27 protein-coding genes and 1 tRNA gene are annotated in these 24,316 nt (G+C 32.6%); 11 read left to right on the top strand and 17 right to left on the bottom strand.

Annotated elements, in window-relative coordinates:
• Positions 1-266: 266 nt before the first annotated feature.
• The 6 genes from Q385_RS0100290 to mnmL form a co-directional block, all read right to left on the bottom strand.
• Complete coding sequence (locus tag Q385_RS0100290) at positions 267-1,982, bottom strand: ComEC/Rec2 family competence protein (RefSeq protein WP_028949757.1); 1,716 nt, start codon at positions 1,980-1,982, stop codon at positions 267-269.
• Positions 1,979-2,587 carry a VTT domain-containing protein gene (locus Q385_RS0100285; RefSeq protein WP_028949756.1) on the bottom strand — a complete coding sequence of 203 codons (609 nt, stop codon included), beginning with the start codon at positions 2,585-2,587 and terminating at the stop codon, positions 1,979-1,981. The genes Q385_RS0100290 and Q385_RS0100285 overlap by 4 nt, the downstream gene beginning before the upstream one ends.
• Positions 2,588-2,671: 84 nt before the next feature.
• A complete protein-coding gene (gene groL, locus Q385_RS0100280) occupies positions 2,672-4,309 on the bottom strand; it encodes a chaperonin GroEL (protein WP_028949755.1) in 1,638 nt (545 codons plus the stop codon).
• Between the two features lie 18 nt (positions 4,310-4,327).
• A complete protein-coding gene (gene groES / locus Q385_RS0100275) occupies positions 4,328-4,624 on the bottom strand; it encodes a co-chaperone GroES (RefSeq protein ID WP_028949754.1) in 297 nt (98 codons plus the stop codon).
• Positions 4,625-4,871: 247 nt separating this feature from the next.
• The gene (locus Q385_RS0100270; protein WP_028949753.1) at positions 4,872-5,372 is read right to left on the bottom strand and encodes a peroxiredoxin; all 501 of its coding nucleotides are present in this window, start codon (positions 5,370-5,372) and stop codon (positions 4,872-4,874) included.
• A gap of 9 nt (positions 5,373-5,381) precedes the next feature.
• Positions 5,382-6,302 (bottom strand): tRNA modification radical SAM protein MnmL/YtqA, encoded by a 921-nt coding sequence (gene mnmL / locus Q385_RS0100265; protein ID WP_028949752.1) that lies wholly within the window; start codon positions 6,300-6,302, stop codon positions 5,382-5,384.
• Between the two features lie 75 nt (positions 6,303-6,377).
• On the opposite strand from mnmL, the gene serA reads away from it, so the two are divergent.
• The 3 genes from serA to Q385_RS0100250 are packed head-to-tail and all read left to right on the top strand — an operon-like array spanning position 6,378 to position 9,308.
• Complete coding sequence (serA, locus tag Q385_RS0100260; protein ID WP_028949751.1) at positions 6,378-7,967, top strand: phosphoglycerate dehydrogenase; 1,590 nt, start codon at positions 6,378-6,380, stop codon at positions 7,965-7,967.
• A gap of 13 nt (positions 7,968-7,980) precedes the next feature.
• Positions 7,981-9,087 carry an inositol-3-phosphate synthase gene (locus Q385_RS0100255; protein WP_028949750.1) on the top strand — a complete coding sequence of 369 codons (1,107 nt, stop codon included), beginning with the start codon at positions 7,981-7,983 and terminating at the stop codon, positions 9,085-9,087.
• A gap of 2 nt (positions 9,088-9,089) precedes the next feature.
• Complete coding sequence (locus Q385_RS0100250; RefSeq protein ID WP_028949749.1) at positions 9,090-9,308, top strand: DUF167 domain-containing protein; 219 nt, start codon at positions 9,090-9,092, stop codon at positions 9,306-9,308.
• A gap of 32 nt (positions 9,309-9,340) precedes the next feature.
• Here the strand turns inward: Q385_RS0100250 and Q385_RS0100245 are convergent, their stop codons facing one another.
• Positions 9,341-9,898 carry a PEGA domain-containing protein gene (locus Q385_RS0100245; RefSeq protein ID WP_245596336.1) on the bottom strand — a complete coding sequence of 186 codons (558 nt, stop codon included), beginning with the start codon at positions 9,896-9,898 and terminating at the stop codon, positions 9,341-9,343.
• A gap of 90 nt (positions 9,899-9,988) precedes the next feature.
• Between Q385_RS0100245 and carB the strand changes: the two genes are divergently transcribed.
• The 3 genes from carB to Q385_RS0100230 are packed head-to-tail and all read left to right on the top strand — an operon-like array spanning position 9,989 to position 14,629.
• Complete coding sequence (gene carB / locus Q385_RS0100240) at positions 9,989-11,668, top strand: carbamoyl-phosphate synthase large subunit (RefSeq protein ID WP_028949747.1); 1,680 nt, start codon at positions 9,989-9,991, stop codon at positions 11,666-11,668.
• A gap of 10 nt (positions 11,669-11,678) precedes the next feature.
• Positions 11,679-13,502: a leucine--tRNA ligase gene (leuS, locus tag Q385_RS0100235; RefSeq protein WP_028949746.1), complete on the top strand. Its 1,824-nt coding sequence runs from the start codon at positions 11,679-11,681 to the stop codon at positions 13,500-13,502.
• Positions 13,499-14,629, top strand: coding sequence for a cysteine desulfurase family protein (locus Q385_RS0100230; protein WP_028949745.1), 1,131 nt, complete (start codon positions 13,499-13,501; stop codon positions 14,627-14,629). Before leuS ends, Q385_RS0100230 begins: the two co-directional genes overlap by 4 nt.
• Here Q385_RS0100230 and Q385_RS0100225 read toward each other — a convergent pair.
• A complete protein-coding gene (locus Q385_RS0100225; RefSeq protein WP_028949744.1) occupies positions 14,612-14,794 on the bottom strand; it encodes a flagellar biosynthesis anti-sigma factor FlgM in 183 nt (60 codons plus the stop codon). The genes Q385_RS0100230 and Q385_RS0100225 overlap by 18 nt on opposite strands.
• 67 nt (positions 14,795-14,861) lie before the next feature.
• Here Q385_RS0100225 and tsaB point away from each other — a divergent pair, with 67 nt between their 5' ends.
• The 4 genes from tsaB to Q385_RS0100205 all read left to right on the top strand — a co-directional run bounded on the left by tsaB (position 14,862) and on the right by Q385_RS0100205 (position 17,558).
• A complete protein-coding gene (gene tsaB / locus Q385_RS0100220; RefSeq protein WP_028949743.1) occupies positions 14,862-15,443 on the top strand; it encodes a tRNA (adenosine(37)-N6)-threonylcarbamoyltransferase complex dimerization subunit type 1 TsaB in 582 nt (193 codons plus the stop codon).
• 43 nt (positions 15,444-15,486) lie between these two features.
• Complete coding sequence (locus Q385_RS0100215; protein ID WP_028949742.1) at positions 15,487-16,683, top strand: N-acetylmuramoyl-L-alanine amidase; 1,197 nt, start codon at positions 15,487-15,489, stop codon at positions 16,681-16,683.
• Positions 16,680-17,444, top strand: coding sequence for a type III pantothenate kinase (locus Q385_RS0100210; protein ID WP_028949741.1), 765 nt, complete (start codon positions 16,680-16,682; stop codon positions 17,442-17,444). Before Q385_RS0100215 ends, Q385_RS0100210 begins: the two co-directional genes overlap by 4 nt.
• 23 nt (positions 17,445-17,467) lie before the next feature.
• Positions 17,468-17,558, top strand: a tRNA-Ser gene (locus Q385_RS0100205).
• Positions 17,559-17,561: 3 nt separating this feature from the next.
• Here Q385_RS0100205 and gmhB read toward each other — a convergent pair.
• From gmhB to Q385_RS0100185, 4 genes are read right to left on the bottom strand one after another with little or no spacing between them, the layout of a single operon-like run.
• The gene (gene gmhB, locus Q385_RS0100200) at positions 17,562-18,110 is read right to left on the bottom strand and encodes a D-glycero-beta-D-manno-heptose 1,7-bisphosphate 7-phosphatase (RefSeq protein WP_028949740.1); all 549 of its coding nucleotides are present in this window, start codon (positions 18,108-18,110) and stop codon (positions 17,562-17,564) included.
• A 9-nt stretch (positions 18,111-18,119) separates the two neighbouring features.
• Entirely contained in the window at positions 18,120-18,710 is a 591-nt protein-coding gene (gene coaE / locus Q385_RS0100195; protein ID WP_028949739.1) for a dephospho-CoA kinase, read from the bottom strand.
• 2 nt (positions 18,711-18,712) lie between these two features.
• Positions 18,713-19,729, bottom strand: coding sequence for a mechanosensitive ion channel family protein (locus Q385_RS0100190; protein WP_028949738.1), 1,017 nt, complete (start codon positions 19,727-19,729; stop codon positions 18,713-18,715).
• Positions 19,730-20,392 (bottom strand): YIP1 family protein, encoded by a 663-nt coding sequence (locus Q385_RS0100185; protein WP_028949737.1) that lies wholly within the window; start codon positions 20,390-20,392, stop codon positions 19,730-19,732.
• A gap of 81 nt (positions 20,393-20,473) precedes the next feature.
• On the opposite strand from Q385_RS0100185, the gene Q385_RS0100180 reads away from it, so the two are divergent.
• Positions 20,474-21,289, top strand: coding sequence for a 2,3,4,5-tetrahydropyridine-2,6-dicarboxylate N-succinyltransferase (locus Q385_RS0100180; protein WP_028949736.1), 816 nt, complete (start codon positions 20,474-20,476; stop codon positions 21,287-21,289).
• Here Q385_RS0100180 and Q385_RS0100175 read toward each other — a convergent pair.
• The 5 genes from Q385_RS0100175 to Q385_RS0100155 are packed head-to-tail and all read right to left on the bottom strand — an operon-like array spanning position 21,273 to position 24,259.
• Entirely contained in the window at positions 21,273-21,536 is a 264-nt protein-coding gene (locus Q385_RS0100175; protein ID WP_028949735.1) for an EscU/YscU/HrcU family type III secretion system export apparatus switch protein, read from the bottom strand. The genes Q385_RS0100180 and Q385_RS0100175 overlap by 17 nt on opposite strands.
• Positions 21,526-22,575 carry a hypothetical protein gene (locus tag Q385_RS0100170; protein ID WP_156925184.1) on the bottom strand — a complete coding sequence of 350 codons (1,050 nt, stop codon included), beginning with the start codon at positions 22,573-22,575 and terminating at the stop codon, positions 21,526-21,528. The genes Q385_RS0100175 and Q385_RS0100170 overlap by 11 nt, the downstream gene beginning before the upstream one ends.
• 16 nt (positions 22,576-22,591) lie before the next feature.
• Positions 22,592-22,891, bottom strand: a complete 300-nt coding sequence (locus tag Q385_RS0100165; RefSeq protein WP_028949733.1) for a YggT family protein — start codon at positions 22,889-22,891, stop codon at positions 22,592-22,594.
• Positions 22,891-23,262, bottom strand: a complete 372-nt coding sequence (gene rplQ, locus Q385_RS0100160; RefSeq protein WP_028949732.1) for a 50S ribosomal protein L17 — start codon at positions 23,260-23,262, stop codon at positions 22,891-22,893. Before rplQ ends, Q385_RS0100165 begins: the two co-directional genes overlap by 1 nt.
• A gap of 16 nt (positions 23,263-23,278) precedes the next feature.
• Positions 23,279-24,259 (bottom strand): DNA-directed RNA polymerase subunit alpha, encoded by a 981-nt coding sequence (locus Q385_RS0100155; RefSeq protein WP_037919250.1) that lies wholly within the window; start codon positions 24,257-24,259, stop codon positions 23,279-23,281.
• Between the last annotated feature and the right edge of the window lie 57 nt (positions 24,260-24,316).

The following is a 24,316-nucleotide window of genomic DNA, read 5'->3' as shown; positions in this document are numbered from 1 at the left end:
ATGTAGGGTTTTTAGCGTGCCTATGAGGAATTGAAACGCTTTTTGTATTTGTCAGGATATTTTTCCATGTACGTTTTTAGCGTGCCTATGAGGAATTGAAACTTTCATTTACTAGTGTTTCATTCAAGAGTTTTATATTGTTTTTAACATGCTTTTTAAAGATTAAAATGTAGTCTTTTTTATATTAAAAGAAACTCAAACTAACTTAAATAGTGCTTAATGTGTAAACTATTATATGTTTTGAGCTAACCTTGACCTGTCGCTATTTAATCCAAGAAAATAACTCTATCATCGTTTTTCAAAAAATACTCTTTACCATTTATCAGCAAATACGGTTCTACCCACTTTTTAAACAGAATATTGTCCACACTTACCTGATAAGTGTAAGTTATAATCCTATCAAAGTTTAAAATAAAGTCATCTGAAAACTTCTCAGGCTTTTCTGTTAAAAGATAGCTTGACTTACAACCTTCCTTCCTCAAAAGATTCAAAGCCTTGCTATACTCAAAATCAGTAAAAAGATAACAGCTCCCTTCCTTTGCTACAAATACAACAGGATAAACCTTTGTCTTAATAGTATAAATCTTAGGTCTTAAATCACTTTTACTTAAAAACAGAAAAACAATAAAAGCAAAACAACTTATCAAGACCTTTTCAACAGCTCTTATCTTCAAGTTTAAAACAGCTAAAATCACAACAAAATATAAACTAATAACCCATACAGATGGACTAAACCCTGTATGATAAAAACCAAGTTTTGAGAAAAACTTAACTATCTCAATAAAAATCAGTCCAAAAAAGTCCATAAACTTAACTAAAAAGTCAAGATTAAACCCTGTAAAAATGTTAAAAACTGAGAGAGTAAGCAAAGGATACAAAGGTAAAGAGGCTATAGGAGTGGCTATTATAGTAGTTGGAGAAAAGTTATAAAAGTAGTATAAAACTATCGGAGCTGTGAATAAAGTTGCAAACAAAGACACACCTAAAAGTTTAACAAGATTATTGTAATCTTTTAAAACTTCAACGCTAAGTATTATTCCAAGCACAGCCACAAAAGAGAGCTGAAAAGATACAGAAAACAAAGAATCAGGATTAATCAGTAGAAAAATAAAAGCTGTAAAAAACAGAATGTTTAAAGGATTGTTTTTTAAATAAAGAAGTTTAGAAAGTATAAAAATTAAAGCCATAAACACAGCTCTAACAACAGGAATACCAAAACCTGTAAAAACTGTATAAAAAGGAAGAAGAGAGGCTAAAACAAGATATCTAACTCTTTCACTAAAGAAAAACAGAATAAAGTTTAAAGAAAAAAACAGTATTGCGATGTGAGACCCAGATATTGCTATTAGATGTGCAAGACCTGTCTCTAAAAAAGGTTTGTAAGTTCCATAATCCAAATACTTCTTTTCTCCAAATATTAAAGCAGTTCCAACAGAAAAAGTCTCATTATTTAATCTATGAAGTCCGTAGTTATTTATCAGACTTTCTTTAAGCTTAAAAAATGAGTATAAAGGATTATCAGAATTGTCCACTATCACAAAATTTTTTATAGTACTAACCTTCACCTCTCCATCTTCTACCTTCCCTTTACCAAAAAAAGCCAGTCTTGTTAAAAAGTATACATCTTCTTCCTTTGAGTAAACCTTTATAGTCTTTCCTTTCAGCTCCTGATAATCTGAAGATATAACTTTACAGTCAAAAGATTTAGAAGTTCTATACTCACTTGGAAATGATACGACCTTACACTCAAAAAATGAAGGAGTTTTTATCTCAAAAGTATTTATCTTTTCTTTATAACTTACAGAAAAAGCAAGTAGAAGTATGCCAACGTTTAAAATTATATATCTAAAAATACCTTTAAAAGAAAAAGATAGAATGAAAATTAAAACTGGAATAACTATATGTATGCTAAAATTAAACTTTTGATTTAAAACTATTCCAACTACAAGTATTATAAGTGGAGTTAACCACGGATAAATCACTTTTTAAACACTTTTACAACCATTGGCAAAAATGATAAAACTATAATAGCATAGATAAAGTGGGTTATGTTGTCTTTTATAAAAGGAATGTTTCCTGTAAAATAGCCAAGAAGTAAAAAGAAAGTAATCCAAGAAAATCCACCTATAAAGTTATACAACATAAACTGATGAGTATCCATCTTTCCTATACCTGCTACAAAAGGAACAAAAGTCCTAAAAATCGGCAAAAATCTTGATATTATTACAGCTTTTCCACCATGCTTTTGAAAAAACTTCTCTGTTTCTTTTATATACTCTTGCTTTATCAACTTTCCGTTTCTAAGTATCTTCTCTCCAAAGTAATATCCTATAAAAAAGTTTACAATGTTTCCAAGTATTGCAGCCGATAGTAGTAGAGGATATAAAATTTTAATGTCTAAAAGATTTACAGCAGAAAAAGAGCCTAACACAAACAAAAGAGAGTCTCCGGGTAAAAAAGGGGTTATTACAAATCCAGTTTCAGAGAAGATTATAAAAAATAGTAAGAGATAAACAAAAGTTCCGTAATTTTCGATTAAAATTGCTAAATATTTGTCAATGTGAAGAATAAAATCTAAAATTTCCATCTAAAATCCTTTTTACTTTATTTTACCATAAAAATAAAAAAGCCCCCGTAATGGGGGCTTGTTAAAACTCTATATAAATTTTTATTAGAATTCCATATCTCCCATTCCGCCGCCGGCTGCACCAGGAAGTTTTTCTTCTTTCTCTTTTATTTCAGCTACAAGGCACTCAGCTGTTAACATTGTTCCAGCTATAGAAGCGGCGTTTTGGAGAGCTGTTCTTACAACTTTAGTTGGGTCAATTATTCCAGCTTCCACCATATCTACAAACTCACCAGTAGCAGCGTTAAATCCGTAATTTGCGTTTTCAGAGTCTTTTATTTTCTCTACTATTACAGAACCTTCAAATCCTGCGTTGTAAGCAATTTGCTTAATTGGTACTTTACAAGCGTTTCTAACTATCTTGATACCCCAAGCTTTGTCAGAGTTTTCTTCGTTGATGTTGCAGAGTGCTCTTGATGCTCTGTAGAGTGCTACACCACCACCAGGAACTATCCCTTCTTCAACAGCAGCTTTTGTAGCGTGTACTGCGTCGTCAACTCTGTCTTTCTTCTCTTTAAGCTCTGCTTCTGTAGCAGCTCCAACTTTGATTATAGCAACACCACCTGCCAATTTAGCAAGTCTTTCTTGGAGTTTTTCTTTGTCGTATTCAGAAGTTGTAGTCTCTATTTGTTTTTTGATTTGTTCAATTCTTGCTTTTATGTCTTCTGGGTTTCCTTTTCCACCGATTATTGTAGTATTATCTTTGTCAACTACAACTTTGTCAGCTTTTCCAAGCATATCAAGGTCTACAGACTCAAGCTTAATTCCAAGGTCTTCTGTGATTGCAGTACCACCTGTTAGTATAGCAATGTCTTGGAGCATTGCCTTTCTTCTTTCTCCAAATCCTGGAGCTTTAACAGCACATACTTTTAATACACCTTTTATGTGGTTTACTACTAACGTAGCTAAAGCTTCACCTTCTACGTCTTCAGCGATTATCAAGAGCGGTCTATTTGTTTGAACTACTTTTTCAAGAACAGGTAGTAATTCTCTTATATTGTTTATTTTCTTTTCATAAATTAAGATGTATGGATTTTCTAAAACAGCTTCCATTTTTTCTGGGTTTGTTACAAAGTATGGAGATAAGTACCCTCTATCAAATTGCATACCTTCTGTTACTTCTAAAATAGTATCTGCAGATTTAGACTCTTCTACAGTTATAACACCATCTTTTCCAACTTTTTCCATAGCGTCAGCTATGATTTTTCCGATTTCTGGGTCGTTGTTAGCAGAGATTGTAGCAACTTGCTCTATCTCTTTTCTTCCTGATACTGGTTTGGATATTTTCTTTAATTCTTCAATGATAATTTTAACAGCTTCATCTATTCCTCTTTTTACGTAAACTGGGTTAGCTCCAGAAGCTATTGCTTTTAATCCTTCTTCGTAGATAGCTTGAGTTAAGATTGTTGCAGTAGTTGTACCGTCTCCAGCCACGTCAGCAGTTTTAGATGCAACTTCTTTAACAAGTTGTGCAGCCATGTTTTCGTATGGGTCTGCTAACTCTATTTCCTTAGCAACAGATACACCGTCTTTTGTTACTACAGGAGAACCCCATTTTTTCTCTAAGATTACTTCTCTACCTCTTGGACCAAGAGTTACTTTTACTGCGTTTGCTAATTTATCAACACCAGCTTTTAACTTAGCTCTTGCTTCATCACCATAAACTAATTTTTTTGCTGCCATCTATACCACCTCCTATTTTTAATTTTCAATAATTGCTAAAATGTCATCTTCTCTTAAGATGATTAATTCTTCACCGTCAACTTTAACTTCGTTTCCAGCATACTTGCTAAAGTAAACTTTATCACCAACTTTTACTTTTAATGGTAAAACATTACCATTTTCTAAAACCTTTCCCTCACCTACCGCAATCACCTCTCCAATTTGAGGTTTTTCTTTTGCAGTATCTGGGATAATTATACCAGCTGGTGTTTTTGCAACTTCTTCCTCAACTCTTTTAACAACAACTCTGTCATAAAGAGGTTTTAACTTTGCCATCTTGCTACCTCCTACATAAATTTTTTTTATATCTAATAATTTATTATAAATGCCTTTTCTATTTTTGTCAAGGCTGTTGATTTAAATTTTATAAGATAATCTATGTATAACAGACTAAAGTCTTTAAATAAAGAATATTATCAAATCAAAATAAAAATAAGGATTAAAAGAATTTTATTCAACAGATAAAAAATTAAGAGATAAAGATAAAAATTAAGAAAAGTTCAACTATCCCTAAACAGAAACCTTACAGCTTTGAACTGATATAATTAAGAACATTCTTAGCGTCAGCTGAGGGGTCAACTCCTCTGTATATTTTCTCTACTTTACCTACTGGGTTTATAATTATGGTATTTCTTGAACAAAGTCCAAAGATTAAAGGTACGTCATAAGCTTTTGCAACTTCTCCTTTAAGGTCTGATAAAAACTTTACTTTTAAATTATGTTTTTGTTTAAACTTCTTTATATCTTCAACGTCATCTGTACTGATTCCAAAAACTACTATTCCTCTTTTTTCAAATTCTGGCATAAGTTTTGTGTATTCTTTTGCCTGAGTTGTACAACCTGGTGTGTCAGCCTTTGGATAAAAGTATAAAACTACCCATTTACCTTTGTAATCTTCAAGTTTTACAATTTTGCCATCGTCTGCTGTTAGAGAGAAATTGTAAGCTGGCTGACCTTCTGAGATAGGCTTTCCTGCTGTTGCAAGTCCTATAAAGGTTAGAATACTCAAAATAAAGTTTTTCATACTTAACTCTTATGCAATCAGTGTTAAATTTTTATTTGCGTTTCTGAGTTTAAACTCTTCTTCTATGGCTTTTAAGACTTCCATTTTGTACTTTGGAGAACACCAGTAAGGAGCTATAAGCTCGTCTTCCGTAGCTTCTCCTGTTATTCTGTGGACGATTATATCTTTTGGCAAGTATGATAAAAAGTCTACTGCTAATTTTGCATATTCTTTTAAATCCAGTTCTTTAATCTCACCTCTGTAGTACTGTTTTTCCATAGCTGTGTGTTTTACTATATGAAGCGGATGTATCTTGATTCCATCTATCGGAAGAGCTGCTATTAATTTTGCTGTTTCCATCATATCTTCATAATCTTCACCGGGAAGACCAAGTATTACGTGAGCACAGATTTTTATTCCACTTCTTTTCTTTGTTCTTAAAACTGCGTCTACAAAATCAGCTACACCGTGAGCTCTGTTTATATTCCGAAGTGTCTTAAAATGGGCTGTTTGTAAACCATACTCTACCCATATCTCAGGCTTTTCAACTGTGTAAGATGCTATTAAGTCTAATACTTCTTCTGGTACACAGTCAGGTCTTGTTCCAATAGACATACCTATAACTTCTGGATAACTCATAGCTTGGTCGTAAACTTCTCTTAGTTTTTCAACTGGGGCATAAGTATTTGTAAAAGCTTGGAAATAAGCTAAAAATCCTTTTACGTTTTTAAATCTATTTTTATAAAATTCCATACTTTTTTCTATCTGGTCTTTTACAGTTTGTTTTGTCATTGCATAGGGACTGAAAGATTGATTGTTGCAAAAGGTACAACCACCAGAAGCTTTAGACCCATCTCTGTTTGGACATGTGAAACCTGCGTCTATTGCTAACTTTTGTATCCTTCCACCATACTTTTCTTTCAGATAGTCGTTAAACTTTTTGTAATACATTCTTTTCCCTCACTTTATTTAACTTCCTGATATAATAATATCTCTAAATTATTTTTTCAAGGAGGAAAACTTTAAATGTATAAAGTTTTAGTCACAGATGATATATCTCCTAAAGGTTTGGAAATTCTCAATAACGATGAAATGATAGATCTTGATTATCAACCGGAAATAAAGTTTAACGAGCTTTTAGAAATAGTGAAAGATTACGATGCAATAATAACAAGAAGTAGAACTCCAGTCACAAAAGAACTTTTAGAAAGAGCTGAAAAATTAAAAGTAGTAGGAAGAGCTGGTGTAGGTGTAGATAATGTAGATTTAGAAGAAGCTTCAAGAAGAGGTATTTTAGTTATAAACACTCCGGGAGCTAACACCATAGGAGCTGCCGAAATTACAATGGCTCACCTCTACGCAGTTTTAAGAAAACTTCACTTAGCTCACAAATCCATGATGGAAGGTTATTGGGATAGAAAAAGATTTATGGGAGAAGAGCTTGACGGTAAAGTAGTAGGTATAATAGGTCTTGGAAACGTTGGGTCTCAAGTTGCTATAAGATGTAAAGCAGCTGGATCAAAAGTTATAGCTTACGACCCATACATACCAAGAGAGAAAGGAGAAAGACTTGGAGTTGAACTTATTGATAACTTACATGATTTGATAAAGATGTCAGATATAATCACACTTCATTGTCCTTTAACTGAAGAGACCAGAAATATGATAGGTAAAAAAGAATTTGATTTAATGAAAAAAGGCGTTTACTTTATAAACTGTGCAAGAGGGGGTATAGTTGACGAAGATGCTTTATACGAAGCTGTAAAAGAAGGTAAGATAGCTGGTCTTGGTTTAGACGTTTTCTCAAAAGAACCACCAGACGATAGAATAAGAAGACTTTTTGAGTTTCCAAACATAAGCTTATCTCCTCATATAGGAGCTAACACTTATGAGTCTCAAGATAATGTTGCAATCAAAATAGCTCAGTACGTAATAGCAGCGTTAAAAGGACAGTTTGTAGAAGTTGCAGTAAATGCACCGTTTACAATAACAGAAGGATTTGAAAACATAAAAGCATACCTTGAACTTGCAGAAAAGTTAGGAAGCTTCTTAACCCAGTATGCAGGCGGACACTTTACAGAAATAAATGTAGAAGTAAGAGGCACTATCAGAGACCATATAGAGCCTATTGTTGCATTTTTCTTAAAAGGATACTTATCTCCTGTTTTAGACACTCCAGTAAACATAATAAATGCACCATTTATAGCAAAAGAAAGAGGTATAAACGTAGTTAAATCTACAAGAGAAGCTGGACTTAACTTTAAAGAGTTTATTAAAATAACAGCAAAATCTGATGGTAAAGAAGTTGTAGTCGGTGGAACAGCGTTTTATGATAAATTACCAAGAATTATGCTTGTAGATAACTACTGGATAGATATTGAACCTTATGGTGTAATTTTAATGTTTGAAAACAAAGACGTTCCAGGAGTAATAGGAAAACTTGGAACAATTCTTGCAAGACATAATATAAACATAGCTGGATTTAGACTTGGAAGACTTGAGAAAGGAAAGATAGCCCTTGGAGCTCTACAACTTGACGATAAATTAAACGAAGCCGTTTTAGAAGAGATTCACCAACTACCTGAAATAATAAAAGCAAAACAAGTTATATTATAAAAGGAGGATTAAGTTGTATAAGAAAATAAGGGTTGCTATAGCTGGACTTGGAAACTGTGCGAGCTCTTTAATTCAAGGAATCTACTACTATAAAGAAAAGCAGAACATTGAAGCAAGTGGTTTGATGCACGAAGATATCGGTGGGTATAAACCTTGGGACATAGAGATAGTAGCAGCGTGGGACATAGATGCAAGGAAAGTAGGTTTTGATGTAAGTCAGGCTATATTTGCACCTCCAAACTGTACCACTGTTTTCAAAAGAGACATTCCTCCAATGGGTGTAAAAGTAAGAATGGGTAAAGTTTTAGACGGTTATCCTGAACATATGAAAAATTACCCTCCAGAAAACGCTTTTGTTCTTGCAGATGCAAAAGAAGACAGTTTAGAAACTGTTGTTAAAGTTTTGATAGAATCTAAGGCAGACGTTTTAATAAACTACGTTCCAGTAGGAGCTGAAAAGGCAGCAAGATTTTACGCTCAAGCATGTTTAGAAGCAGGTGTATCGTTTATAAACTGTATGCCTACTTTTATAGTGTCTGACGATGAGTGGGCTAAAAAGTTTGAAGAGGCAGGTATCCCTGTTGTAGGTGATGATATAAAATCTCAAGTTGGAGCTACTATAACCCACAGGGTGTTGACACAGCTTCTCTTAGAAAGAGGTGTTAAAGTAGACAGAACTTATCAGCTTAATGTGGGTGGAAACACAGACTTTTTAAACATGCTTGAAAGAAGCAGATTAGAAACAAAGAAAAAATCAAAAACGGAGGCAGTAACCTCCTTAATACCTTATGGAATAGACCCAAGAAATGTTCATATAGGACCTTCTGATTATGTCCCATGGCTTAAAGATAAAAAACTTGCATTTATAAGAATCGAAGGAAGACTATTTGGAGACGTTCCTATGAATATAGAGCTAAGGCTTGAAGTTGAAGACTCTCCTAACAGTGCAGGAGTTGCAATAGATGCAATAAGATGTGCAAAACTTGCTCAAGACAGAGGAATAGGAGGACCTTTATACTCAATTTCAGCTTACACAATGAAACATCCACCTATCCAGTATAAAGACTGGCAAGCAAGACAGATGGTAGAAGAGTTTATAGCTGGAATAAGAGAAAGATAAAATTGAGAATAAAAGTAAAAGTAAAACCTGGAGCAAGTAAAAACGAAGTAAAGAAGATAGAGGAAAATTTTTACGAAGTAAGATGTACTACTATTCCAGAAAAAGGTAAAGCAAACGAAAAAGTAATAGAGCTTCTTTCTGAATTTTTAGATATACCAAAATCAAAGATAAAAATCATAAGAGGACAATCTTCAAGGGAAAAGGAGATAGAAATAGAATAAAGGAGCCTTAAACGGCTCCGAAAATGTTTTGATTAATTTATTTCATTCTTTAGAATTTCTAATTTTAATTTGTCAAATTCCTCCTGACTTATTAACCCTTTTTGTTTCATTTCTTCAATTTTTTTAAGTTTCTCTGTTATATTATTTTCTTTATTTTTTATATTATCATCAACAGCTTTTTCTAAAGTAACTTTTATGGGGTTAGGTGTAAGATCATACATGGCTCCACTTCCAGCGTCAACAGCTGCACCTATAATCCCGCCTAATACAACATTTCCTGCCATTCCAGCACTTCCAGCACCTGCAATTTTTGGAACTACATTAACTTCAACTGGTTGGTATCCATCTTTTGAAATTTTAACTACTACGCTGTCTTTTCTTTTTAATTTTAAACTACAAGGTGTTTTGCATGTTAATCCATTTGATAAAACAACTTGAGCATTTGGTGGATCAGACTCAATATTTAGTACATCTTCTGTTCCTCTTGTTATTGTTGCACAAGATGTTATAAAGGAAATAAAAAATATTGCCCCCGAAAATTTTACTAAGCTTCTCATGGCCTGTATTCCTCCTGTGATTTTTTTATCCATATTATACAATAATTAAACCCCCTTTTTAAAATTTTCTGACATGTATCAAAAATGCTAAAATATATATCTAAAATCTCAAAGAGGTAAAGTATGCCAAAAAGGACTGACATTGAAACAATCCTTCTAATCGGATCTGGACCTATAGTAATCGGACAAGCTGCCGAGTTTGACTACTCAGGGACTCAAGGTGCAAAAGCCCTAAAAGAAGAAGGCTACCGTGTAATCCTTGTAAACTCTAACCCTGCAACCATAATGACAGACCCAAACATAGCAGATAGAACATACATAGAACCACTTATAACGCCAGTTTTAGAAAAAATAATAGAAAAAGAAAGACCTGACGCAATCTTACCTACACTTGGAGGTCAAACAGCTTTAAACCTTGCAATAGACCTGTATGAGAAAGGCATTTTAGACAAATACAACGTTGAACTTATCGGTGCAAAGTACGAAGTTATAAAAAAAGCAGAAGACAGAGACCTTTTTAAAAAAGCAATGGAAAACATCGGCTTATCTATGCCTAAAAGTGCCGTTGTTAAATCTGTTGCAGAAGCTGAAGAAGTAATAGACTGGATTGGATTTCCTGTTATTATAAGACCATCTTTCACCTTAGGTGGAACAGGAGGAAGTATAGCCTACAACAGAGAAGAGTTTTATCCTAAAGTAAAAGCAGGTTTAGATGCATCTCCTATCCACGAAGTCCTTCTTGAAGAGTCTGTTATAGGATGGAAAGAGTTTGAGATGGAAGTAATGAGAGATAAAAACGATAACTGTGTTATTATTTGTTCTATAGAAAACCTCGACCCAATGGGAGTCCACACAGGAGACAGTATAACCATAGCTCCTGCTATGACTCTTTCAGATAGAGAGTATCAGATACTTAGAAATTACTCAATTGCAGTAATGAGAGAGATTGGAGTAGAAACAGGAGGGTCAAACGTACAGTTTTCACAAAACCCAAAAACAGGAGAATTTTACGTTATAGAGATGAACCCAAGAGTTTCAAGGTCTTCAGCCTTAGCATCAAAGGCTACAGGATTTCCAATAGCAAAAATAGCAGCAAAACTTGCAGTAGGATACACTTTAGATGAGCTTCCTAACGATATTACTAAAAAAACACCAGCATCTTTTGAACCTACCATAGACTATGTAGTTGTAAAAATACCAAGATTTGATTTTGCAAAATTCCCAGAAGCTGATCCTACCCTAACCACAATGATGAAGTCAGTCGGTGAAGTGATGGCAATTGGAAGAACATTTAAAGAAAGCCTTCAAAAAGCCCTCAGAAGTTTAGAGTTAGGTAGATACGGATTTTATATGGGATTAGAAAACATAGACGAAAATACTTTAAAAGAAAAAATAATAAAGCCAAACCCAGATAGACTTTGGTACATAGCAGAAGCCTTTAGAAAAGGTTATACAGTAGAAGAGATAAACAAGCTTTCCCACATAGACAAATGGTTCTTAAATCAGATAAAAGAAATAATAGATTACGAGCTTTACTTATCAACTAAAACTATAGATACTATTACAGACCAAGAGTTAGAAAAAGCTAAACAATGGGGATTTTCAGACAGAGAGCTTGCAAGACTTCTTAAAACAACGGAAGAAGAAGTAAGAAAAAGAAAAATAATAGTATCTTACAAGGTAGTAGATACCTGCGCAGCTGAGTTTGAAGCATTTACACCTTACTATTACTCATCTTACGAATCTTTATCTGGAAAAGTAGAAGATGATACAACCATAATTTACTACAGAGATACCGAATAAGGAGAGAAAGATGGAGTATAAATTTGAAGAAATAGAAAAACAGTATTTAGAAAAATGGGAAAAAGAAAAAGTTTTTAAATCAGTAGAAGGTGAAAACAAACAGAATAAATACTATGTCCTTGAGATGTTCCCATACCCTTCTGGAAAGATACACATGGGACACGTAAGAAACTACGCAATAGGGGACGTTATAAACAGATACTACAGAATGACAGGTAAAAACACACTACATCCTATGGGATGGGACGCTTTTGGAATGCCTGCAGAAAACGCAGCAATAAAAAGTGGTATCCATCCAGCTAAATGGACTTACGAAAATATAGATTACATGAAATCTCAGCTTAAAAGACTTGGATTTTCTTATGACTGGGACAGAGAAGTAGCAACCTGTAATCCAGATTATTACAAATGGAATCAGTGGATATTTTTAAAGATGTTTGAAAAGGGTATAGCCTACAGAAAGTCCGCTCTTGTTAACTGGTGTCCTCACGACCTTACAGTTTTAGCAAACGAGCAGGTAATTGACGGAAAATGCTGGAGATGTGGCACTCAAGTAGTCCAAAAAGAAATCCCATCTTGGTATTTAAAAATAACAGATTACGCAGAAAGATTACTCCAAGATTTAGAAAAACTAAAAGGTAAATGGCCTTCTCAAGTTTTAATAATGCAAGAAAACTGGATAGGAAAATCGGTAGGTGCTACAATTAAGTTTAAAATAAAAGACAGCGATGAATACTTAGAAGTATTTACAACAAGACCAGACACTTTATATGGAGTAACTTTTATGGCAGTTGCTCCAGAAAACCCTATCGTTTTAAAACTATCAGAAAACACACCTTATGAAGAAGAAGTTAAAAAGTTTGTTGAAAAGATAAAATCTCTTTCTACAAAAGAAAGGTCTATTGTAGAAGAAAAAGAAGGTGTATTTACTGGAAGGTACGCTATAAACCCTCTAACTGGAGAAGAAGTGCCAATATACGCTGCAAACTACATTCTGTGGGGTTATGCAGCAGGTGCCATAATGGCAGTACCTGCCCACGACCAAAGAGACTACGAGTTTGCCAAAAAATACAACCTACAAATAAAACAAGTTATAAAACCTTTAGATAAAGAATGGGACTTTGAAAAAGGAGCTTACGAAGAAGAAGGAATACTTATAAACTCAGGAGAGTTTTCAGGATTAACCTCATCTGAAGCTAAAGAAAAAATAACACAGCTCTTAGAAGAAAAAGGTATAGGTAAAAAAACAGTCAACTACAAACTTAGAGACTGGAACATATCAAGACAAAGATACTGGGGAACACCTATTCCTATTATATACTGTGAATCCTGCGGAATAGTGCCTGTACCAGAAAAAGACCTTCCCGTAATACTTCCTCAAAATGTAGAGTTTACAGGTATGGGTGGTAATCCTTTATCAAAGGTAGAAGAGTTTGTAAATACAACCTGTCCAAAATGTGGAAAGCCTGCAAAAAGAGAAACAGACACTATGGACACATTTATAGACAGCTCTTGGTACTTTTTAAGATACTGCGACCCTAAAAACCAAGAAAAACCTTTTGATAAAGAAAAGGTAAACTACTGGATGCCAGTAGACATATACATCGGTGGTATAGAGCACGCCGTCCTTCATCTTCTCTACTCAAGATTTTTTACGAAATTTTTAAAAGATATAGGTTTAGTAGACTTTGACGAGCCATTTGAAAAGCTTTTAACTCAAGGAATGGTACTTAAAAAATGGGTCAGTATAGAAAAACTTTTAGAAATTTTAGGATTAAACGAAGAGTCTACAGTTGAAGAGTTAAAAGAAAGGTTGCAAACGATTAAACAATGATTTACTTTGACAATGCTGCAACTTCTCCGGTTCTACCGGAGATTTTAGACTCTTTAAAAACTCTTTATAAGGATTATTACGCAAACCCGAGCTCTATACACAAAGAGGGACAAAAAGCCAGAAACCTGATAGAAAAAAGTAGATACGGAATATCTCAGTATATAGGTTGTAATGCTGACGAGATTATCTTTACTTCTTGTGCAACAGAAAGTAATAACTTAGCTATTATAGGTCTTGCAGAAAGTTATCCAGAAAAAAACCACATTATTACAACCCAGATAGAACACAAATCAGTTTTAATGCCCCTTAAATATCTGTCATCAAAAGGATACAAAATAGATTTTGTTAAAGTTGATAAAAATGGTGTTATAGACTTAGACCACTTAAAAAGTTTGATAAATAGCAAAACACTATTAGTTTGTATTATTCAGGGGAACAACGAAACTGGCGTATTACAAGACTTAGAAAGTATAGGAAAAATATGTAAAGAAAAAGAAGTTTTATTTTTTACTGATGCAGTGCAGTCATTCTGTAAAGAAGACATACCACTACAGTATATAGATATGTTTTCTATTTCAGGTCATAAGATAAACGCTCCAAAATCTATAGGAATGCTGTATAAAAAAGAAGGTATAAAACTAACTCCTATCATTTTTGGTGGAGGTCAAGAAAGAGGTTTAAGGTCTGGAACAGAAAGCCCTCAACTGATACACTCACTTTTTATAGCGGTAGACTACTGGAATAAAAATAAAGATAAACTCTTAAATCACTTAAAATATCTACACAGCTCCTTTGAAGAAAAGCTAACTCAAAACATTCAAGAAATTGAAATAGTAAGTAAAGATGTTAAAAGACTTCCAAACATATCAAACATAATATTCCCAAAGATAGACGCTCAGAGTTTAATAATGGCTTTAGATACAGAAGGTATAGCTGTTTCTTCAGGTTCAGCTTGCTCATCTGGAACTCCAACCCCCTCCCATGTCTTGAAGGCTTATGGATACACTGACAAGCAAGCTTTATCTTCAATCAGATTTTCTTTTGGCATTTTTAACACAGACAAAGAAGTGGAAGCTGCAGTAGAAAAAATAACAAACATTTACAAAGAGTTAAGGACTTTCTTTTAACTTTTTAAGTAATTTCTCAACAAGCTCATCAATAGGGACGGTGTATTTTCCTTCAGCAATCAAACGCTTGATTTCCTCAATCCTCTGCTGTCTCATTTCTTCCTCCTGATTTAATAAATCTTTCAACCTTTCTATAACCTCATTTAATTCTTCTTCGTTGTACATATCCTTTACCAGTTTTAAGTTTAATAAATTTTCGGTATAATTTATTAAAACTTTAAAAGGGTTAACATTGTATTTAAGTATAGATACTTTTTCGGACAATTTCGGAATTGCGGTTATTGACGAAGAAAAAGTTTACGGCTATGTAGATTACTTAAAACCTAAACCTTTTTCTGAGATTTTAATAGTGGAGATAGATAATCTATTTAAAACTCTCCAGATAGAAAAACAAAATCTTAAAGGAGTAATGGTTAACATAGGCTTAGGGTCTAATACAGGCCTTAGAGTAGGAGTAATTACAGCCAAGACACTTTCTTACGCTTTGAACATTCCAGTATATACTTATCAAACCTTAGACGTTATAATATACAAATACAGACATTTTTGTGGAAATGTTGTAGCTGTTATAAACATTGGAAAATCAAGGGTAGCTTATAAACTAAAAGGTCAAGAAAATTACTACATAAAAACCTTTGAAGAATTTAAAGAATATATAAAGACTTTAAAAAATACATTAGTTATAACTAAAAATCTGGATATAGAAGGATCTACAAAACTACTTACCTCTTTAGCTGTAGATGGTGGTTTTTACTGTTTAAACAGTAAAAAAGAAGAAAATCCATTTTTTATTGAACCTATATATCACGATTAAACATTTAAAAAAAATTGCCGAAAAGCTATAAAAGGTGTGAAAAATGTTTAGATATTTGATACTGTTAACAGTCTTTATTATAAGTTTTTCTTTTGGATTTGAGATTAGAACCGGAACCTACGAAGGCAAAGTCAGAATAGTATTTGATGGAGTAAAAAATGCGGATGTAATAGCAGTTTCCAACAACAATATAATAATAAAAATTCCTGACAAATACAAAAATTCAAATCTTGAGTTGAAAAATTCCTCAATAAAAGAAATCGATATATACACAAACGAAAAAAAGAATTCATCTTTAATCTATATTACACTTCAAGAAGATGCTACTTATAAATATTTTTCTCTATCAAATCCAGATAGATTTGTTATTGATATAACAAACTCATCTATAATAAAAAATCAACCTCAAAAGATAGAAAAAAAAGATTACCAAGCTGATATACTTGATACAATTCTTAAAAATCTTGAAAACCAAACTAAAAACTCATCGCTATCCTCTCTTGATGTAGAAGTTCCTAAAAACTTTTCCGGGAAAAAGAAGATTATAGTGATAGACCCGGGACATGGAGGACACGATCCGGGAGCTATGGCAAACGGTCTTAAAGAAAAAGACATCAACCTCCAAGTTGCTTTAAAACTTAAAAACTATCTTGAAAAAGATGGCAGATTTAAAGTTTATCTTACCAGAGATGACGATTACTTTGTACCATTATACAATAGAACTTTAATAGCTTTAGAGAAAAAGGCAGACCTATTTATAAGTATTCACACTAATGCTTCAGAAAATCCAAACCTTTCAGGAACTTATGTATATACACTGAATTTAAGAGGTGCTACATCTAAACTTGCAAAGATGGTAGAAGAAAGAGAAAACAAAACAGTTTTAAATGTTGTAAAAGTTAGTGCAAATCCAAATGTAAATAAAATAGTTGCAGATATGGCTATAAGCCATACAATGACTGAAGGACTTAACTTTGCAAAGTTTATTGAAGTAAATACTAAAAACCTACTACCTGATACAGAGTTTAAAAAAATAGAATCGGCAAATTTTGCAGTTTTAAAAACCCCTTCCATTCCAGCAGTCTTAGTAGAAACAGCTTTTATAACAAATGAAAAAGATGCAAAACTCCTATCAGATGATAAGTTTTTAGATAACTTGGCAAAAGTTCTTTACAAATCTACAGTAGATTACTTTTTCAAGTATAAAAATTTAGTTTTTAAAGGTAAAGCGGAAAGTTGATACTTGGAATTGACGTAGGTAATACAACAGTAGAATTTGGACTTATTAAAAACTTAGATGAAATACATAGCATGAAATTTTCTACAGACTTAGAGAAAACTTCTGATGATTGGATTTTAAACATAGATTTTTTTGTAAGATACTTTCTTAGAGAAAAAAAGGACATCAAACATATCATCATATCCTCAGTAGTACCTAATATAGACACAACAATTAGGATTGCCCTGCTTAAATATTTTGACAAAAACCCTTTATTTATTGGTAAAGACTTGAAAGTTCCAATTAAAATAAACTATGACGACACGTCTCAAGTAGGAGTAGATAGATTGTTAAACAGTTATGCATCTTTGCATATTACAAAACCCCCGATACTTTGTATAGATTTTGGTACAGCTATCACGTTTGATGTGGTGAATAAAAAAGGTGAGTACGACGGTGGATTAATATTCCCCGGAATGGAAACATCTTTAAAATGTTTATTCTCAAAAACAGCAAAACTGCCAAAAGTTAGTTTAGAAAGACCAGATTCTGTAGTTGGTAAAAATACAGTAAATAGTATTCAATCAGGGATTTATTACGGTTATTTATCATTGGTAGAAGGAATAATTGAAAAGGTTGAAGAAAACTATAAAGAAAGGTTTAATATTATATTAACTGGAGGAAATGCTAATATAATAGCATCAAGCTTAAAAAGAAAATTTATTTTTGAGCCTAAACTTCCAATGAAAGGTATTTTTTACCTTGCAAATTCTCTTATGTAGTAATATAATATATTCTCCTTTATGGAGAGGTGGCTGAGTGGTCGAAAGCGGCTTCCTGCTAAGAAGTTGTGCGGGGTAAAACCTGCACCGCGGGTTCGAATCCCGCCCTCTCCGCTTCTAATGCTTCAATATAAAGTTTTCAACCACATCTAAAATATCTTCTCCAACATAATCAGCTGTAGTGTTTTCTACGTATTTTAAGCCTTGTCCAGTTTTAACTAAAGCTGCTTTTATTCCTTCTTTATGAGCTGCTAAAATATCGTTTTCTTTATCTCCTATTAAAAATGATTGGGATGAATCAACACCAAACTCTTTTATAGCCTGTTTTATCATACCACTCTCTGGTTTTCTACAATCACACTTGATAGAGTACTTTTCAACAATACCGTTCTCGTGATGGGGGCAGTAATAAACCTTCTCTATTTTTATTCCATATTTTTCAAATTCTTTAAGCATATATTCTGTAAGCTTTAAAAAGTCTTCTTCTGTGTAGTAGCCAACAGCTATTCCAGATTGATTTGTTACAATAAAAAGTTTAAAACCATTGTCCTGGAGTTTTTTTAAAGCTTTAAAAACGTTAGGATAAAACTCAAAGTCTTCAATTTTATGGACGTATCCTTTATCTACGTTAATTACTCCATCTCTGTCTAAAAAAACCGCCTTCATAAAACCTCCTCAGCAATCTTTAACTAGTTTTTTATATAAATCTTCTAACTTTCTTTTTAAATCTTCTATTGAGCCTGTGTTTTCTATAATGTAAGTCGCATACTTTTTCTTTTCTTCTATGTCCATTTGAGCATTTATTCTACTTAGAGCTTCTTCTTGGGCAAACCCTTTTTTAAGCAATCTTTCAATCTGGATCTCCTTTGGAGCATATATGAGAATTATCTCATCGTATTTTTTATAACTTCCAGTTTCAATCATTAAAGGGACAGATACTATAGCTACAGCATTAGGATTTTTCTCTTTAACTTCCTTTAACCATTTATCTATTTCTTGATTTACTTTAGGATGTATTATACTTTCAAGTATTTTCCTCTTTTCAGGGTCGTTAAATATTATGCTAGCCAGCTTCTTTTTATCTAACTTATCTTCTTCAAAAGCTTCAGGAAAGTGTGTTTTTACTTCTTTTAACACTTCTGAATTTTCATAAAGAGAGTGAACAACTTTATCTGCATCTATAACAAAACAGCCTAAATCTTGTAGTATTTTTTCAGCTGTAGATTTACCCGTAGCAATACCGCCTGTAAGTCCTATTACTTTCATTTTTACTGCCTCTTTAAGTGAACATCTAATTGTGGATAAGGTATCTCTATATTTTCAGCTTTTAACCTTTTAAATATTCTCTTTCTTAACTCACTTTGGACTGCAAAACCACCTTCATAATCTAAGACATATACATACAAAGTAAAGTTAAGAGAGCTGTCTCCAAATCCGGGAACAAATCTAAAAGTAGGTTCTGGATTTAAAAACAATTTACTATCTTCTTTTGAATACTTTTCAACTTCTTCTAATATAATTTTTTCGAGCTTATCTATATCTGTATCATAAGAAACAGGAATTTCAATGGAAGTTCTGGTTATGTTTACAGGTTTTGCATAATTTAAAATTACACTTTGAGCCAACTTTTCATTTGGAATTATTACCGTATCATTTGTCAACGTTTTTAAAGTAGTCGTTCTCCAACTTATGTTAACTACATAACCTTTTTTACCGTTTTCAAGTTCTATTAAATCCCCTATATTTATCCTTTTTTCAACGAGAATGTACAAACCTGAGAATATGTTAGAAAGAGTATCTTTTAAAGCTAAACCTACCGCTAAACCACCTATCCCTAAAGTAGTTATTATAGGAGTAATTGGAACATTCAAGTTAGAAAGAATAATTAAAATACCCACGATGTATATAACAGTATTTATTATAATAAAGATTAATGAAGTTCCTGTTGTTGGTAAGTTCTTTTCTTCCATATAGAGTTTTAACAACCTTGTAGATAAGTTGGCTAAAAATATAGTTATTGATAAAATAAGTAGAGTATTTATTATCTTTGTTGAAAGATGATAATGCCTTTCTGAAATATCTAAGAAAGTTAATGTTATATGTAAAGATATTATAAAAATCCACAGTAAAGAAGGTAATCTAATTGCTTTATAAATAACATCATCTAACTTTGTTGGAGTTTTTTGAGCTAATTTTTTTAAAAATTCAATTGTTAGAATCCGTATTATGTATAAAATTGATATAGAAGCAAAGAAAACAATAACTATTTTATAGTCTTTTACCATCTATAAAAGACTCCTAATTAAATATGTTTGAAACATACCTATTATTCCACTTAAAATTACGTAAAAAATCACTATCACTATTATAAATTGAAAGTTTTTTGAGTTTTCAGAAGGAATGCTTAAAATTTTTTCAGACCCAATAAAAATAAGATAAAACATATAAAAACTGGCTAAAAACAGTAAAAAAGCGTTAACAGGAGAGTTTACCATATAACTCAGTCCAGCAATCCAAACAGGAATAAGAGATATAACTCCAAGATTAAAAACTTTTAAAGGGTCGTTATCTCCTCCAAATGATTTACCAAAGAAAAAAACTAAAGCAGACAAAAAGATAGGCTTAAAAATTTCAAATAACCATACTATACCTAAAAATATAAATATTTTTGAATAATCGGAAGATTGTAGCATTAGCAAAATCTTATTCATATACTCAATCGTTGAAAGGTCTGCTTTTGGGTCAGACTTTAATAAATCTATAAACTGGTTTATAGAAGATAGATAGTTAGACTTTAAAACGGTAAAACCTATTAGATAACCTAAAACAGGTAAAAATGAAAAAGGAAGAAGAAATTTAGAAATCAAACTACTGTAAGATAAAGGTTTTTCTTTAATCTGTTTTAAATTTTCTTTTGGATTTATATATATCCTTATTAAATCTCCCATTTTCCACACCTCTAAACGTTTTGTTTATAATTATAACTTAAATTCTGATATAATTTATCAAAAACTTTCAGGAGGAAAGCATTGGAAGAATTAAAAACACTTATAACTCAAGCTTGGGAAAATAGAGAGCTGTTAAAGGATAATAAATACAAAGAAGCTGTTAGGGAAACTATAGACCTTCTTGATAAAGGAAAAATAAGAGTTGCTGAAAAGGTAAACGGAGAATGGATTGTAAACGAGTGGGTCAAACAAGCTATACTCCTATACTTTCCTATCCAAGATATGCAAGTTATGGAAGTTGGACCTTTTGAATATTATGATAAGATACCTTTAAAGAAAAACTGGAGAGAAAGAGGCGTTAGAGTTGTACCTCCAGCTACTGCGAGGTACGGAAGTTATATAGAGCCAGGTGCTATACTTATGCCATCTTATGTAAATATAGGTGCATACGTTGGAAGCGGAACTATGGTTGATACGTGGGCTACAGTTGGGTCATGTGCTCAAGTAGGAAAAAATGTTCACTTGTCAGGTGGTGTAGGACTGGGTGGCGTTTTAGAGCCTCCTTCTGCAAGACCTGTTATCATAGAAGACAACTGTTTTATAGGTTCAAGATGTATTATAGTTGAAGGTGTAATAGTAGAAGAAGAGGCAGTTTTAGGTGCAAACGTTGTAATAACTGCATCTACAAGGATAATAGATGTATCGGGAGAGGAACCTGTAGAGTATAGAGGTAGAGTCCCTGCAAGAAGTGTAGTTGTACCTGGAACGATAACTAAAAAGTTCCCAGCAGGAGAATACGGCGTCCAATGTGCATTGATAATCGGAAAGAGAAAAGAGTCTACAGACAAGAAGACTTCACTAAACGAAGCTCTGAGAGAGTTTAACGTTTCTGTTTAGTTTTATAAATAAAAGCTAATATTTCCGCTACTACTTTGTAGAGGTCTTCTGGTATCTCCTGATACAAATCTAAACCAGATAAGACCTCTACTAAATCTTTATCTTCTTTTACGTAAACACCGTGTTCTTTTGCAACTTCTATAATCTTCTGTGCAATTTCTCCTTTTCCTTTTGCAATAACTTTTGGAGCTGTGTCTTTGTATCTCTCATACTTTAAAGCTACTGCTTTTCTATTTTCAGTAGACATCTAAACTAACTACCTTTACTCCTTGCTGGTTTAAAGATTTAAAAAGTTCATTTTTATAAATTTTCATTTTTTCTTTTAAATCTTCGCTTTCTGGTCTTATTGAGATAAAATAGCCTTCCTTAAACCTTGCCACTAAAAAGTCAACCTTCCCATTATCAAAGTTAAGACTCCCTTTAAAGTAAAAAGCATCTTCACCATCAACCTGAGATTTTTTAATTTCAAAATTTCCAAATTTAACATTTGGCATGTTAAAGTTAAAAATACCATAAACAGCATTACTAAGTAATGATGCAATTTGAAGATTTTTTACAGCTTCTAATGTTTTAGGGTCTTGATATGTAAATTTTAAGTCTTCTTTTATAGAGTCTATAGTATTTTCCAAATTTTCTAACTTTTGCAAAGTAGCACTGTCTTCTATTTTCATTTTAAGTTCATTTATTTTTTCTTTGTAATTTTGAGTATTTAAATCTCTCAAAAGCGATTTTAAAGACTCTTCTTTTATATTTTCTTGTAATTCTGATATAACTTTAAAAAAGTTGTAAAGCTTATTTTCATAAAAAATTCCTGAGTTTTCAACAGATTTTTTTACAATGGCCGTATTTATCTCTGGTGTTTTGTCAAATTTTGAGTTTACAATGGAGATTTGAGAACTGTCTAACAAACTTTTTACTACTTGGTTTTTAAGCTCCTCTGGTAAGTTTTTAAATGTCTCAATGTCTTTTACTAAATTAGAATAAAGATCATCAATTTTGACTTCAGGGGGTTTTAAAGGTTTTCCATCTAAAGAGATTAGCTCCAGCTGTAATTTATTATCCTTTGGTGGAAGAACTTTTAAAAGAAGCTCTTGACCTTTTTCAAGATTTAACTTTGAGTTAACCGTCAGATAACTATCTTTTAAACTTAAAACCACAGCTCCTGATGGTAAGACATCAATAACTTTTGCTTTTACAGTTTCCCCTACAGTAAGAGGAATATCTTTACCAACGGGTTTTGAAAGTAAAAATCTCTCTAAAGCTAAAGTGGCTTTTAAATCAATCATAAGAAAAAATATAGGTTTAACTAAGATGGTATGCAAGCTGTTGTAGGGTTGGAACCAAGAATCTTTGAAGGAATATTATTATTAGAATAACGATAAAGGGGGCAAAATCTACGTTGTAGATTATTGTAGGAATATATCTTCTAATAAATCTGTAAGCAGGTTCTGTAGAAGCTCTTAAAAATTTGATTATCGGGTTATAAGGGTCGGGATTTACAAAAGATACTAAAGCTGAGATTATAACAATCCATTTATAGATTTCAAGGGCAATGTCCAACGTATGGGACACTGCCAAAAGAAAATTTGATAATATAAACATTATCCTTTTTCAGGATATTCTACAAACTCTACTATAGCCTGTTCTCCGCCATCACCTATTCTTCTTTTCTCTAACTTGTATATTCTTGTATAACCACCGTTTCTCTCTTTAAACAAAGGAGCTATTTCACTATACAACTTCCTTGCAACTCTTTGATCTCTTAATCTTTGGGATAGCAATCTTTTTGAGTGTATAGAATCTTCTTTTGCTAAAGTTACTAACTTTTCCACAAAAGACCTTAAAGCTTTTGCTTTTGGTAAAGTGGTCGTAATTCTACCATTTAATATAAGAGCTTTTGCTAAGTTTATAAAAAGAGCTTCTCTTTGCTCTTTTCTTCTGTGAAAGCTTTTTGTTTTAACTCTATGACGCATTTTATTCCTCCTTTAATTACTCTGTTGTTGATTTAGATGGTGCAAGTTCTAAGCCCATGTCTGCTAAAGCGTCCTTTATCTCTTTTAAAGACTTTCTTCCAATACTTTTAGCCTCTTTTAAATCATCTTCTGATAATTTTACCAAATCTCCAATTGTGTTTATTCCAAGTTTTCTTAAAGTATTTATAGCCCTTGAAGATATTTCAAGTTCATCTATTGCTAAGGACAATTTGTCTTCTTCTATTTTTAACTCTTCTGTTTTTGGTGCAACAGTTTTCTTTATAACTTGTGCCTTTCTTACGGTAGGTTTTTGTAGTAGTGTGAAATGTTCAATCAATATGTTTGCTGACTTTTCTAACGCTTCATCTGGAGTAATCGTTCCGTCTGTCTCTATTTCAAGGATAAGTCTATCGTAGTCTGTTTTATCTCCTACTCTAACAGGCTCTACAGCAAAGGTACATCTTTTTATCGGAGAAAAAGAAGTATCAATTAATATCCAACCAATTTCGTTTATCTCTTCTAACTCTTCTACCGTTTTGTATCCTCTTCCTCTTTCTATTCTAAGTTCCATCTGAAGTTTTACATTTTCAGAAAGAGTGCATATATACTCATCAGAATTTACTACTTCGATTCCTGGTGGAACTTTAATATCCTTTGCAAAAACTTTACCAGGTCCTTCAACTTCTAATATAGCAAAGTCTCTTTCTATATTTTCATCTACTTTCAATCTGATCTGTTTTAAATTTAAAATAATTTCACTTACGTCTTCTATTACACCTTTTATTGTCGTAAATTCGTGGGGTACTCCAACTATCTTAACAGCTGTTATAGCACCACCGGGTAATGAAGAAAGTAAAACCCTTCTTAAAGCATTACCAAGAGTTATACCATAACCTCTTTCTAACGGTTCTACGTATAATTTACCAAAATTTTCTGTTTTAGTTGATTCATCCCAGTATATTTTTGAAGGCATAACAAAATCTAACAAAGAAGGCATCTTTACTACTCCTAACCGGATACTTTTCCGGTACCGGGGTATTTATTACCGCCTTTA

The organism is Sulfurihydrogenibium subterraneum DSM 15120, from assembly GCF_000619805.1.
In the GTDB taxonomy this organism is placed as follows: domain Bacteria; phylum Aquificota; class Aquificia; order Aquificales; family Hydrogenothermaceae; genus Sulfurihydrogenibium; species Sulfurihydrogenibium subterraneum.
This window is presented reverse-complemented; position numbering and strand designations above follow the sequence as displayed.